At 58.7% G+C, this 13,076-nt stretch carries 15 protein-coding genes; 1 reads left to right on the plus strand and 14 read right to left on the minus strand.

Translation table 11 applies throughout. The features are described from left to right. From ACZ445_RS14350 to ACZ445_RS14360, 3 genes are read right to left on the minus strand one after another with little or no spacing between them, the layout of a single operon-like run. Positions 1–330 carry a TIGR03745 family integrating conjugative element membrane protein gene (locus ACZ445_RS14350; protein ID WP_464708614.1) on the minus strand — a complete coding sequence of 110 codons (330 nt, stop codon included), beginning with the start codon at positions 328–330 and terminating at the stop codon, positions 1–3. Between the two features lie 53 nt (positions 331–383). Then, complete coding sequence (locus ACZ445_RS14355; protein WP_464708616.1) at positions 384–617, minus strand: TIGR03758 family integrating conjugative element protein; 234 nt, start codon at positions 615–617, stop codon at positions 384–386. Beyond that, positions 607–948: an integrative conjugative element protein, RAQPRD family gene (locus ACZ445_RS14360; protein WP_464708538.1), complete on the minus strand. Its 342-nt coding sequence runs from the start codon at positions 946–948 to the stop codon at positions 607–609. The genes ACZ445_RS14355 and ACZ445_RS14360 overlap by 11 nt, the downstream gene beginning before the upstream one ends. 420 nt (positions 949–1,368) lie before the next feature. On the opposite strand from ACZ445_RS14360, the gene ACZ445_RS14365 reads away from it, so the two are divergent. Next, positions 1,369–1,938 carry a 3'-5' exonuclease gene (locus ACZ445_RS14365; RefSeq protein WP_464708539.1) on the plus strand — a complete coding sequence of 190 codons (570 nt, stop codon included), beginning with the start codon at positions 1,369–1,371 and terminating at the stop codon, positions 1,936–1,938. On the opposite strand, the gene ACZ445_RS14370 is transcribed toward ACZ445_RS14365, so the two are convergent. The 11 genes from ACZ445_RS14370 to pilL2 form a co-directional block, all read right to left on the minus strand. Next, positions 1,935–2,510, minus strand: coding sequence for a Mov34/MPN/PAD-1 family protein (locus tag ACZ445_RS14370; RefSeq protein WP_464708540.1), 576 nt, complete (start codon positions 2,508–2,510; stop codon positions 1,935–1,937). The genes ACZ445_RS14365 and ACZ445_RS14370 overlap by 4 nt on opposite strands. After that, a complete protein-coding gene (locus ACZ445_RS14375; protein WP_464708541.1) occupies positions 2,507–4,186 on the minus strand; it encodes a ThiF family adenylyltransferase in 1,680 nt (559 codons plus the stop codon). Before ACZ445_RS14375 ends, ACZ445_RS14370 begins: the two co-directional genes overlap by 4 nt. A 17-nt stretch (positions 4,187–4,203) precedes the next feature. After that, positions 4,204–5,478 carry a nucleotidyltransferase domain-containing protein gene (locus ACZ445_RS14380; protein WP_464708543.1) on the minus strand — a complete coding sequence of 425 codons (1,275 nt, stop codon included), beginning with the start codon at positions 5,476–5,478 and terminating at the stop codon, positions 4,204–4,206. Between the two features lie 23 nt (positions 5,479–5,501). Beyond that, positions 5,502–7,091, minus strand: coding sequence for an SAVED domain-containing protein (locus ACZ445_RS14385; protein WP_464708544.1), 1,590 nt, complete (start codon positions 7,089–7,091; stop codon positions 5,502–5,504). Positions 7,092–7,341: 250 nt separating this feature from the next. After that, on the minus strand, positions 7,342–8,085 hold the full coding sequence (locus tag ACZ445_RS14390) for a TIGR03747 family integrating conjugative element membrane protein (protein WP_464708545.1): 744 nt from the start codon (positions 8,083–8,085) through the stop codon (positions 7,342–7,344). Beyond that, a complete protein-coding gene (gene traD / locus ACZ445_RS14395) occupies positions 8,078–10,141 on the minus strand; it encodes a type IV conjugative transfer system coupling protein TraD (RefSeq protein ID WP_464708547.1) in 2,064 nt (687 codons plus the stop codon). The genes ACZ445_RS14390 and traD overlap by 8 nt, the downstream gene beginning before the upstream one ends. A gap of 1 nt (position 10,142) precedes the next feature. Then, positions 10,143–10,562, minus strand: coding sequence for an integrating conjugative element protein (locus ACZ445_RS14400; RefSeq protein ID WP_464708548.1), 420 nt, complete (start codon positions 10,560–10,562; stop codon positions 10,143–10,145). After that, complete coding sequence (locus ACZ445_RS14405; RefSeq protein WP_169892526.1) at positions 10,559–11,122, minus strand: lysozyme family protein; 564 nt, start codon at positions 11,120–11,122, stop codon at positions 10,559–10,561. Before ACZ445_RS14405 ends, ACZ445_RS14400 begins: the two co-directional genes overlap by 4 nt. Continuing rightward, positions 11,107–11,853 carry a TIGR03759 family integrating conjugative element protein gene (locus ACZ445_RS14410; protein WP_464708549.1) on the minus strand — a complete coding sequence of 249 codons (747 nt, stop codon included), beginning with the start codon at positions 11,851–11,853 and terminating at the stop codon, positions 11,107–11,109. Before ACZ445_RS14410 ends, ACZ445_RS14405 begins: the two co-directional genes overlap by 16 nt. 3 nt (positions 11,854–11,856) lie before the next feature. Continuing rightward, positions 11,857–12,480 (minus strand): hypothetical protein, encoded by a 624-nt coding sequence (locus ACZ445_RS14415; RefSeq protein ID WP_464708550.1) that lies wholly within the window; start codon positions 12,478–12,480, stop codon positions 11,857–11,859. After that, complete coding sequence (gene pilL2, locus ACZ445_RS14420) at positions 12,477–12,968, minus strand: PFGI-1 class ICE element type IV pilus protein PilL2 (protein WP_464708552.1); 492 nt, start codon at positions 12,966–12,968, stop codon at positions 12,477–12,479. The genes ACZ445_RS14415 and pilL2 overlap by 4 nt, the downstream gene beginning before the upstream one ends. Between the last annotated feature and the right edge of the window lie 108 nt (positions 12,969–13,076).

Here is a 13,076-nt window from a genome sequence, read left to right on the forward strand (position 1 = left end):
CTACAAGATCCCAGTGGCCTTGGTCAGCAACCAGATCCCGACCACCAACAGCAACGCACCCACCGCCACGGTCAGCCCGAACTGGCCCCAGGTCTTGCGCCCGGCGTGGATATCCGAATAGGTCGTGTAGGCGTGGTAGCAGACCCCGACGAACATCGAGGCGATCACCAGCAGCGCGACTAGCATCACGATGTCGTAGCCGTAGTTCTGCAGCGTCTTCAGGATCCCATCACCGGTACCGCGCGACGGATCTTCCAAGGACGGCAACGCGCCCTGCGCCCGTGCCGGCGACAACACCGCCGCCAGCGCAGACAACCAGGCGCCGCACATCACGGCGAGTGCAGCAGGAAAGGCTTGATCGGAACGTTTCATAACGGACTCGCTCAAGACAGCAGGAAGTAGGTCAGCACCACGTACACCGCCGCAAACCGCACGGCTACCCCCAGCAACTGCCGCAGGGTCAGCTTGTGCTCGGCCCAGCCGACATAGGCCGTGCGCAATGCCCACACGCCCCAGACCAACAGCACGGCGAACACCACCCCCACCAACAGCGTGGCACTGGCTCCCGGCGTGAAGCCGCCATGGGCCAGGAAGGCGGCGCTTTGATCAGAACTCAGGCTCACCGGCCACCTCCGTCTCCCGGCGGTAGTCGCCCTGCAAGGGCAAGGGATCGCGGGGTTGTGCGCGTTGTGGGCTCAGGTGGTCGCGGATGCCTTGGCGCATGCGCTGTAAATCGTCGCGGAAACGGGCGTAGTCGAAGTGGTAGCGCGAGGTGTCATCGCGGGGGAGGCGGGCGCTGTCTTCGGTCAGGCGTTCGATTACGTCGAGTTGACGTAGGAGGATGGCTAGAGAGGTGGGTTCGTTGGCATAAGCGGTCGATACGCTGAAGACGGCGGGCAATAGCGCCAGGCAATACAAGTGCTGCTGACCTCGGATTGAAGTGACCATGCTCATCTAAATGCCATCTAGGTTTATAGCGATGGCACGACGGTGCGGTTTGCGAGCGTGGGCAGCAGCAATCAATCGGACTGGAACACGTACCGGATTGATTTTTGGTGCACAGTCTACGGGATTCTGTTGGTGCTATGAATTGGCCTGCTGCAGCGAATGGCGGGGGGATAAGCATTTTTTCTCGTGATGAGCTTGCCGGTTTATTGGCCGAGGGTAGACAACACTATTTGGCGAAAGAAGTGGTGGGCGTTCTACCGCAATACACAAGGAGTGGGATATGCTCTTTTGCTGAGATTACGCTGATTTCTGCTAGACAAGATTAGCTCTTTGATCATGGCTACAATGTGTTTCATCGCGCCGCAAGACTCCAAATATTGTCACGAATCCTCCATCCTTTCCTGTAGGCCAATGGGTGCTATGAGCCAGAAGCGTGAAGTTTATCTCTCGGTCGACGTCGAGACCTCTGGCCCGATTCCTGGTGAGTACAGTCTGCTCACGATTGGCGCGTGCAACATCTACGAGCCTGATCAGGTTTTCTCTTGCGAGCTCAAGCCACTATCAAGCAACGCGGACCCCGACGCTATGGCGGTTACAGGGCTTTCCCTAGAGAGGCTCGCATTGGAAGGGCTCGCACCAGAAATCGCCATGCAAAAGTTTCAGGAGTGGGTGCTGAATGTCTCTGGCGCTGATAGCCTGCCTGTCTTTGTTGGACTTAATGCCTCATTCGACTGGTCGTTCATAAATTACTACTTTCATCATTACCTTAAGTCGAACCCGTTTGGATTTTCTGCGTTGGATATCAAGGCGCTCTACATGGGCGCGACGGGATCACGCTGGGCTGATACTCGGTCCAGTCGGATGGCGGCAAGGCTTCACCCTAAATTGCAGGCTGATCATCAGGCACTGCAGGACGCTCAATACCAGGCAGAGCTGTTTCGCTTGATTAGGGCGATCCCGCCGCGTCAATGCGATTCACAATTTTCCTAGCAGGTACGCCTATGCGGCACGGTTGGGCGACTAGTCGCTGATTCATCGTGTTCGTACTGCACGAGGGACATTTTTCTCAAATTCTGAGGCGCCACTTCATTTAGCTGAACCCAATCGCGAGATGGCGCGCAACTAGCAACCCAGACTGCCATGCCGGGTATTTTGCCGCGGTTGCCTATAATCACCATGAGATAACGAGACCTGTCACCACAGAATGCATTTAGGTATTCCCAAGTGGTTGTCTGGTCTCGTCCCGAAGGTGAGGGCGAGTTCTCAGGGTGCGTGTGCCACAAACCAACTGCATGTCGGTTAAAGGTGAACTCGATTTGCCTATTCCTATCGGAGGCTTTGATATTAGGGTTCCAAGAGCAGCGCCGCCGGTAATCAGACGGGTTAGGCCCGGTGGCGGCGGTGATGATGAGACCACCGGCGTCTGGCTCTGAACTGAATATTTCGCCACCTGCTTCCTTCTGCCAAACTCGCCGTTGAGCATGCGAATACATATGTGTCAAGACCTGCTCCGTGAACAGTACATAACGGGTGTTGTCTGGATAGAAGAAAAATCTGCTCATGGAAATGACCGTGTGAGGATCATGCCGTCATGCGAGGACGCGTCTAGAGCCCAATCCCTATGCGATAGGCCAGGCCAGTGCTTATCCAGATAGCGTTGTCCGCGAACCCAGCTGTGCACTTTAGGACGGGATGGGTCTGCGGCGCAGTCGATCATTTCTATCGCGCACTCTGCCACTAGTGCAACGGCGTGTTCTGCTGCTGCAGCGGTGTAGCTTTGGAAGCGGCTGCTACATCCAGGTTCTTGTTGAATGACTTCCTTTGGCCACTCCACAGCCTCTAGATCGTACAACGGGTCTACTGCTCCTTGTAGCCAGGATTGTCCCGCAGGTAGCAGGCAAACATGTGCGGCGGCGACATAGGGTTCCATCCAGCCAATAAGCAAGGGGCAGGGGTGCTCGCGGCGTGCTTGGTCGATTTGCGCCCGCACATCTGGCTCGCCAGTAAGGTCAAGAACGGCGTCAATGCTTTTCAAAGAGTTCTTCTTCAACCATGCTGCGGTGTTGATCGCATACGGAATTACTTCTGTAGCTGGATATCCGGAGTTGATCCGCCGAGCTACTGCCTTCACTTTATACTGTCCGATTGCTTCAGTGCCCAGTAGGTGCCGTCCAACATTGGCTGAAGACATGAAGTCAGCGTCTACCACTGATATCCGTCCGAGTCCCGCCTTAGCAAGATGGTCAACCGTCGGGCTCCCGAGTGCTCCTGCGCCTATAACTAGGACATGTTTCTTTTGGCGCCCTGTGACTTCCGGGTGCTGATCTCGCCCAGAGGTCCAATGAGGATCCAGGCGAGAGACAGAGAGTGGTAGCGGTTTACACGGTGCAGGAAAGGTCTTTTTCTGCCGGCCCACTTCTAATACCGTTGGCGGGCCATGAGGCAGCAAGTAGGCGAAGGCAGCGTGAGCACTTCGCATGAGCACCACACGATGTATGCCTCGGCCACGGCGGTTTCGACATGACTGAAAATTCAAATACTCAACGGGAGCCAACCGGCCTTTGAGTATTCGATCCAGGTCGGCCGTGGATTGAGGCCACGTAGTGGGAGTCAAAATCTGGGGGATGGGAATGTCTGCTACCAGCACACCGACATATTGCTGCACTACCGGTCCCATGGTCTGAACCAGGCGATTGGTGATACGTAACTGCTCATCTGCCGCAATAATGATCCGATTTGGTAACAGAAGTAGTCCGTTCCTGACATTGGCCTTTGTGGGAGGCTGGTCAACTGTCCACACCCCTCGTACAGGATCAGTGTTCGAGCGGGCCCTGGCTACGTTGATCGCCCAGTAGTTGAGTGCTTCATCTTCAAAGTCTTTATCAAGATCGCCTTGCAGCCAGGGCTTGAGGAACTGCTCCAGGTAGGAATGCAGAAGGAAAAGAATTCGCTCTTCATTGGTATAGCCGAGGTCTGGACCCGGATCGCCTTCGAGACAAAGGACACCCGCGCCATCAAGGTGCGGAACTCGCAAGACTGCATCGGGAGACAGTTGAATAAATGCCTTGGCGCGCTCAGGGAAGTCTTTGGGTAATCGCAGCTCTGCCCAATTGAATTGTCGTCCTGGTTGAAAAAATGGCAGTTGTAGCGAGTAGGCGGTCGTGCCTCCTGATCGAGGCTGAGCCGAAGGCTGCAGGTCCGGAAATTTCTCGCGCAAGAGGGGTAGATTCAGACTCAATTGATTCACCGTGTGCGTCAGGCTAGGCCACTGCTTGCGGGTGTGGCTCTAGGCGCAGGCGGCTGGAGGGTAGGAAGGCTGCTACCACCATGTGTTGGGGCAGGAATACCAAACACCTCGCGAACACGCTTGGAAATGGCAGCGGGATCCGTTAGGGATAGAATAGTTTTGAGGTCGGCAGAAAGCGTTTCGCACCAGATCGTGAATGATCTGTAGCGTTCACCATCATCGTCGTTCCATTTCTCAGCGAAGTTCTCCCCTTCAACCGTAGGGTTGTCAACACGGTATTTCCCGTCAAGTTTCAGAATTAGGTGCGGCAGTAAAGCTGCGAGTTCCGCCAGTAGTTCGATGGGATGTTCGAATGAGCGATTGAGGTCAGCAAGACCTTCATAGCAACTGGTCAGCAGCGTGACAATAATGATTGATATGGGTTTGGTCGATGCCTCAATAATTCCCCGCCTCACGCACATGTCTCGATGGCGCTTGAACAGTCGGATAGCGACCCGCAGGGTGTCGGAAATTTCCACTGCCTGATCCGGAACCGGTGCCACACTCGCGAGTGCCCGATCATTTGCAATTATTTCCATTGCCACACTACGAATGAGGGGGCGTTTGGCGGTGTCGTTCACCCATGTGCTAATGCCTGCCGGGTTGGAGGTTTTCCAGCTCTTGGTAGGCGTGTCTACTACCGCTAGTGCCGTGTACGCGTATCGCGATGCACTGTAGCGTGGCGACATTGCATATAGAGTTTGCGCGGGTACGCTCTGCAGAGGGACGGACGGTGTGAACTCAAGGTAGAACGGCTGGCGGGGAAAAGGAATATACCAGCAACGGCGTTTAGCTTGAGCTTCCAATTCAACCAGTGCTTGTCCAATGGACTCAAAGAACGCCATGGGATCTGTGGCTTCCACGCGAGTGATGTCTACCTGGCAAACTGCATCAATGTCGAACTTCTCGCCACCGTTGGGCGAACGAATCAAAGTCCTGGTACTGGCTGATCCTTGAGGCAGAATGGATATTGCTTCGGGGGGCCAGGAGAGACGTGCTGCCAAATGTTCAGCCACCTCCTGATATGCTCCCTTTGCAGCCTCAATCTCATCTTGCCGCACAGTAATATGAACGTTCGCCTCATTCAGTGCTTTTGCCCAATGCTGGTATTCGAGCAGCTTGGTTTTGGAGTCTGTGGTGAAACCTTCTCGCAGGTTTCTAAAGGATTCCAGAGACTTTGTTAGTCGAACAGGGCGTGCCTGTTCGGCATAGATAACCAGGTTTGCGCTTTTGGATTGGTTCATGGCATTAGGCTCGTTCACACAGATTATCGAAGGGAAATGCTGAAGGACTGTTGTCCATCAGTGGCGGATACATCGTGGCCAGTAATAGACAGGGCAGGTACAAATTTGTAATCCCGGGCTGCTCGGTCGTAGACGATGTACTCTGGGTGGTGGCCCGCCTGTAGCATTTGGCCGAAGCGAAAAACTGTGCTGGCAGGGCTGACGGCGAAAAGGTGCACTCTTTGAACCCTCATTACATCCTGAGCGTGAACAATTGCCTTTCTGGCGGCAAGGGCGAACTGGTCAAGATCCCCTGGATGCCCAATGCAATTGAATCCTGTCTTGGAGGTCGTTACGCGAATCCGAGAAAGATGGCCCGCTTCCATTGCTGCTTTTAGGTCGGCAGGCAATGCGTCTTCGTCTAGGTGTGCTGAGAGTTCAAGTGTAATCACGACTTCATGAGCACGTTTTTGTGGCAACACATCAACACTGAATGTGCCCTCTGCATGGGCGTCGGTCTGAGAGTTCCAACTCCAAGTCCTGCGATCTTTGTCGTACTGAAAAACCTGAATGGCCTGTGCTTCGCCCATTACACGCCCTGCCAGAACTAATGTCGGAATATGGTGCAGGGGGAAAATGGCCAGACTTTCAGTAATCAAGCCGCTGTTTGAGTTGAAGCCATCGACCAATTGGCGAATGTGATTTTCATGCTCTCTTAGATACTGGTGCCAAAAATTTGGAAGATGACGGTCATCACGCTGAGATTTTCTGCGCACGTAATGGATCACCCCAGGCGCCATCGCTCGCCTTGTCGCGACAATGGCTTCAATTAACTCAGAGTCGTGGAAATAGGTAGGCACATTTGCCAAGTTCGCGTGAAGCGTCACTGCCTTCGTACGTGGGAATGCGAGTGAATCAAGGTAGTTCCGCACGATGTCCCGATGAGACTGGCGCATAGCGTTCAGGATATCTGCGGTGTAGTGGTGAGGTGCAAAAGAGTCGATTAGGCGATGGTGCTCATCGCACATCAACATGATGTTGTCTGGGTTGTTGGCCAACCGGTGAGAGTCATTCTGATTCCCGCGAGGCCCCTCGGGGTCCGATGCCACAATATGGGCAAGATATCCAACCCGGGCGGCTTTGGTCCAAAGAGAGATCTCTGAAAGATCTTCAGCGCAACCTTCGAACATGCATCTTGCGCCGGCATCTGCCCAAACTTTTTGCGCGGTTCTTTCGTTGATCTCAGGCCCTCTGCCACTGGTTTTTCCAAGTAATCCGTCGCGAGTCGCGATGAGGTGATCCACATCGGGTTTGGTCAGTACCTGCTTGTAGGTCCAATCGGACTCGGCAACCTGAGTGTCGAGAAATTTCTCAATCGATAACTCAACACTGAATAGCCGTTTTTTTGTGACGAGTTTTTTCAGGATAGGTTTGGCTTCGGGTCCCGGGTCCGCTGGGTATAGAGTGAGCCCGGGCTCATCGAGATCTACCATCTTGCAGAGAAACCCTGCATGTATATAAGCGACTCGGTGATTCTTCGCCAAACATTCGTCCAGCCAGTCTGCTAACGCCTGGCCACCAAGATAGCCAGAGGAGGTGGTTCCGGTTGCCGGTTCGGTAGTTGTTATGGGCATTTTTCGCTCTTATCCATGAACGTTAATTTAAGTGTGCCGGAGATGTGTGGACGGAGCATTCGAATTCAATGGCGAATCGCTTTTGCATTTGGGTGCAGCAATGGAAGTTGTTGAGGTTCGAATGTCAGGGCGTACTGGCCTGTAGCCATTTTTGATCTTGCCAGAATAGGTGTGAGCCTGCCAGCTCGGTTAGGTATAGAAGCAGGCTCCGGGCAGGGCATCCCTCGTATGGTGCACGATGGTGGTCCTATCAGATGTGTTTCTTAAAGCTCCCGGCAGTCAAGTCCACCACTATCAGCAGTACCATCGCTGCGGGTAGCATAATCGCTGTCGGATGCACGCTCACCGGAAAGGCTAAATACGTCACCCAAGGTAATACCGCCAGCGGCAGAATCGTAGCCCGTGCCCGGTGATACAGAAAACCCGACTCTCGCCCCGCACTGAAGCGTCGTAGGTCACGCCTTACCAGCCCATCGACCAGCCCAGTCAATGCCGCCAAGGCGAACAGCGGCAAGGTCAGCACCAACACCAGCAGCCGCAGTAGAAACGTCGCCGTGGTGTAGAACGCCGCCAGCACGTAGCTCTCCACATACACCACCGCCCGGGCCAGACTGGCATTGAACCCTGTCTCAGTATCAGCTGCCTTCGCCTGTTCGTTCATCCTCGTCAACCAGTCGAGCAGCCCGCTATCCAGCAGCAGGTTCTGGTGCAGCCAAGCCACCAGCCGATAGGCGCTACGGCTCGGCTCCTGCACCACCACGCTACGGGTGAACTGGGTCGAGAGCTGTTGCAGTTCAAAATTCATCATTCCCTGCGCATGCCGCCAGCCTTGCTCTGGCCAGAACAGATGCATGCCCACCAGTTCGATCACCAGGCACAGCAGCAGCGACCCCAGCAGCACGCCGAGAAAGCGCAATGGCAGGGTGATCAACGCCGAGACGAACCCTTGCTGCCGCGCCTGCTGCTGTTGGGCGACGCTGGCCGGGTCACGCATGGCGGCGTTCTTCGCCCTGCCAGCCTGCCTCATCTTCGGAGTACTGCCGGCGCATCTGTTCGGCCAGTGCCCGCAGGTTGTCGGGTAGACCGTCTTCAGCTTGGTGGACAGGCAGCGGTATACGCAACTTCCACAATGTGCCGCCCTCCAGCAGGGCAAACGCCTGGCCCTTGGGCAGGGCAACGATATGCGCGGGCTCCAGCAGCGGCACGCTGGTGGTGGTGATGCGGTCCATGCTGCTTGATGTGAAGGCGGTGCGCCCCTGTGGGTCAGAGCTGTCGGTCGCGCTGCTCATGGGGGAGATGCTGGCGATGTCGACATTGGGCAATTGCTTGGTCAGGAGTTCGGCGGTGGCGGTTTCACGTACGCGCAGCATGATCAGGTTGTTGAAGTTGCCCACCACTTGGCCGGCCTTGGCACGGTTGCCGAGGCGGGCTTCGATGTCGCTGAGAGTTTGGGTGTAGGCGGTGACTTGTACGCCGGCGCCGCCACCCTTGTTGACCATGGGGATGAATTCGTCGCCCATCAGTTCGCTGAACTCGTCGGCGTGGACGTTGATAGGGGCCATGGGGCGGTTTGCGGTGCCGGGCAGGCCGTCGTCCAATCCGAACTTGTAGAGGTGGCCGGCGACCGACACCAGGTCGGCGAACATCGAGTTGCCCACGGCGGCAGCCACTTCGGCATCGGAGAGGGCATCCAGGCCGATGTAGACCGCCGCGCGTTGGCGGACCACCTGCATCCAATCGAAGATCGGCCGGGGATCGTTGAGGTCGGCGTAGTCCGGGGCCAGCAGCTGGGCGATGCGGCCGCTGGTCAATTTCTCCAGCAGCGGAAGCAGCGAGGCCACAATCTTGTCGAAGAAGGTACGCTCGTAACGCACGGCACTGCGTAGGCCTTCGAGCACTGGATCGAACAGCGGCACTTGGGTCAGGTATTGCTCGATCGCCACCACCCGGCGGTCGCGGCCGAGCATGTGGCGCGGGGTGTTGCGTTCGTTGATACCGCCTTCGATCTGCACGATGGCCTCCCAGGCTTTGGGCGCTTTGCGGGCGAACAGGTGCTGGGCGTATTCGATGAACAGGGTGTCGATGTTCACCACATGGCGTTGAATCAGCAGGTAGTCCGGACGGTGCCCGAGTTCGACCAGGGCGCGGGCGATGATGTTGACGAAGCGCCAGGCAAACTCGCGAAATGCGGCGCTGTTGCCTTCATTGGAGAGCTGGCCGGCGATGCGGCTGGCCACTTCGGTGATACGCCCAAAGCGGCCCACGGCGTTGTAGCGGGCCGAGCTGTCGGGCCAGCCGAGGTGGAAGACATACAGGGTATCCAGTCTGCCGCAGCGCCGGCATTCCTGGTAGACGCGCTTGAACAGGTCGGCGTCGCCCTTGGGGTCGAACACGATGCAGGTTTCGCCACGGCGAATGTCCTGGGCGATCAACAGTTCGGCCAGGCGGGTCTTGCCAACGCGGGTGGTGCCGAGCACCAGGGTGTGGCCTACGCGTTCACGCAGGGGCAGGGTGACATCCATCTCATGCGGTTCCACACCATGCAGGCGCGGCAGGCCGCCCACGGCGGGCAGGGGGCGCACTGGGTTCAGCGGATGGTCCCAGGCAGTGAGTCGCGCCAGATGCGGTAAGGGGCGGGGCGCAAACTCCAGGCGTTGTTCCAGGTGTCGCGCGTAGCGCAGCCGCCAGGGCGCCTCGACATAGTGGCGGAACTCCGGACGGTAGGTTTGCAGGAGGCGGTGGGTGTGATGCGGCTCCCAGCGGAAGCCGCGGCCGAGGAACAGCCGCTCCTGGCTGACCGGGATGCGGTCGTCGCGCAGGGCGTAGCGGGGCAGGCGGCGAATGTTGCGGCGGTAGCGCAGGATCACCCAAGCCTGCCGCAGACGGATTGCTCCCAAAGCGGTAAATACCACGGCGGCCCCGAGGCCCAGGCTTGGGGTCAGTGCCAGCGCCCAGGGAGCGGCCAGGCACAGTACGGCACTGCCGGCACAGACCGCGACGGTGTACAGCTCCACCGCCGGGCGCAGCAGCACTTCGACGGTCTGGGCCATGTCATTGCTCGATTGCCGTGGCGGTGATCAGCACCGGGTAGCGGTTCAGGCCCAGCCGTAGAGCCAGGTCATCGCCGGGGACTGGGGTCAGGCTCAGGCCTGGGGCACGCTCGCGTAGTGCTTGCAGCGCCGCCGCAGATTCGACATTGACCACCAGCCCGGCGGCGCCAAGGCGTTGCAGGTCCGGCAAACGTTGTTGCAGCCAGGCGTGGGAGCGTGGGTCATCGCCGATCAGGAATAGCGCGGTGATGCCTGGGAGATTGTTCACTCGCGGCTCCATCGGGCCGGGGCGCAGCGAGGGCGAGCGGATGGGTAGGAGCGCCGCTTCGTCGTAGGCTATCGCTGGTGGGTCATCGGGCTCTTCAAGTGCCGTTGCAACGCAGGGGAGGCTGAGCAGGCCGACCAATAGCAAGTGCTTCATGGTTGATTCCTCGGTACAGGCTCGGCAACACGAGCCAGGTGCCGGCCGACACTTTGCCGGTAGCGCACGGCTGGCGCGCCACCGGCCGGGCGGTGGTAGCGCCCGGCAGCCATCAACCAGCTTTGCGCGGGGTCGTACTGTTCGCGCAGGATGGTCGCGGCCAGACGCAGGTTGCGGTAGGGCTCCAGCAGTTCGCAGGGCTGGCGCACGCGGTGGCGTTGATGGCCGACGTTGAGCTGTCCCAGGCCAACATCGATCCGCGTCGCTGGAGTGACCATCAGGGTGCGACGCAAGTCGGCGCAGGCCTCGTGGCGGGTGGCGTAGCGGCGAGATTGCCCGGCGACGTTCAGCGTCCATGGCCAGGGCACGATGCGTCCACGCAGGCTGCGACCGCTTTCCTGCAGGGCCACGGCATACAGCAGGTTCGGTGGGACTTCGGCCTGAGCCGCGGCCATCTGGTAGGCCGGCGGCGGCAGCTCCCGCGCTGCAAGTGCGTTGGGATTGAGCAGTGCCGGAATCAATACCAGCGCCGCACAGTGACCGGTCACTGACGTTGCCATTGCCCATTCACCTCGCGCACCAGCGCCGGCAGGTTTCCGGCCACACCCAAGCTGCTCCAGCGGCCCGCATCGTGATTCAGGGTGACCCGGCGCTCACGCACGGCGCGCGGATCCAGCGCGACACGCTGGGCCCAGCGTCGCAGCCGGGTATCGTCGCTGTCGCTGCCGACCATATACAGGTCGAACTCGCTGCCCGTGGCCTGCAACTTCTTGACCTGCAGGTTGCAGGCCACGCAGCCGTCCTCAATGAACAATGCCAGGCGCCCGTTTCCAGGTTGAGGGATGGGGTTGCTGTTGTGGGCGTCGAGCAGTGTGACGGGCAGCAGGTTCGGATACAGGCGCTTCCAGGCCTGGTCGTAGGCGCGTTGATAAGCCAACTCCTTGTTCACTCGGGTTGATTCGGCGCGCACCTGCAATTCGGCGAAACGGCGGCGCTCGTCGTCACTGCGCGCCTCGATGCCGAGCGCGGTTAGCGGGTCCAGATTGGGCGAATAGACACCCAGCGGACCCTGCTGCAACTGACGGTAGCGTGCCCAGTCTTCGGCTTGCAGGCCCCAGTCCTGGGCCAATTGCTCGTCGCTGCGGAATTCGCGGCTGTCACGTTGCTGGCTGAGTCGTGTATCGCTGGTGGCTTCGCCACCGGCCAGTGCCGAGGCCAGCCCGATCAACAGGGCTGCCAGGACGGCTACGGCCAGCGCAGGCTTGGCACGGGAGAGCATGTGCATGGCCATGGCTTACTCCTGCGGCAGCGGCAGGCGCCGCGTCTGTTGGTCGACCCGGAACACCGCGTTTTGTGGCTCCAGGGCGTCCAGTTGCCAACGTCCCTCGGCATCGCCGAGCCGTAGCAGGCGGACGGCGGCCAACCCAGCGGAGCCTTGGGGTTGGATGGCCAGGAAACGCTCGCCGCCGCGCGACTCCACGCCGAGCAGTTGGAAGGCTGGCGTTGTGGGCGTCGGACGCGGCTTGGCAGTACGAGAACGAGCTTTGTTTGCAACGGGTTTGGTGCCGCTGACCTGTTGCGCTAGGGCGCCAAGGCGGTCTTGCATGGCAGCTAGGTCGGTGCTGCTGGCGAAGTCCCGTTGACGCTGATTGAGACTGTCCCACTGTTGCTGCCAGTCGTCGCGCATCTGCTGGAAATCGCTTTCTGTGACCACCGCCGGCGAAACCTCCACCGAGGCGCGGAACGCTTCCAGCTCAAGCATGCGGGTTTGCAGTTCGGCGATCTGGGCATCCGGCGCCTGCGCATCTTGGCGGGTCAGGGACAGTGCCAGCGCGACCAGAGCGAGGCTGAGCAGCGTCAGCCATCCTACAACCAGCAGGCGAGTCAGACGCGGATTGGTGAGGGGTGTTTGCATCATGACTGAGCCTCCCCGGCGAGTGGGGCGGCGATAAAGCAGACCTGCCGTGTGCGCTCATCCACCGATAGACGCCAGGCAGATCCGGCTAACAGTTGCAGGGTCTGGTTCAGCGGCAGCGGGCCAAGTTGTAGGTGGGCAGCTGGCAGGGTCAGGGTCCACAAGATTGCTAAGGCCGGATCGCCCTCACACAGCTGGTAGCCCGAATGACGCAGCACATAGCGCATAGCATCGCCGACGGTTGTGGCTGCGGTGGCGGGGATCCGCAGGTCGATGATCTGATGTTGTAAATCTTCTTGACCGCGGTCGGGGCGCAGTTCAACCAAGGTGTAGCGGCTTTGCCTGAGTGTAGAGATCGGCGCCGCAGAGGACGCCGTTATCGAAACGGCGGTACAAGCAGGTTTGAAAGACGGTGCTGTAACGCAGCCGCCCAGTAGGGGCATGCTTAGAAAAAGTGCATTGCGGCACTGGCGAATACGCGACGAAAACATCAAATAGCCCTCTCACGGAGAGAGCTATCTAGCCTCACTTAGGGCAAGAGGGCAGGCGGTAAAACGTTGCCGCGGGTAGCCGTATACATTGCCAACTCGGTGATGCTG

The sequence above is a fragment of the Pseudomonas allii genome (assembly GCF_055380095.1).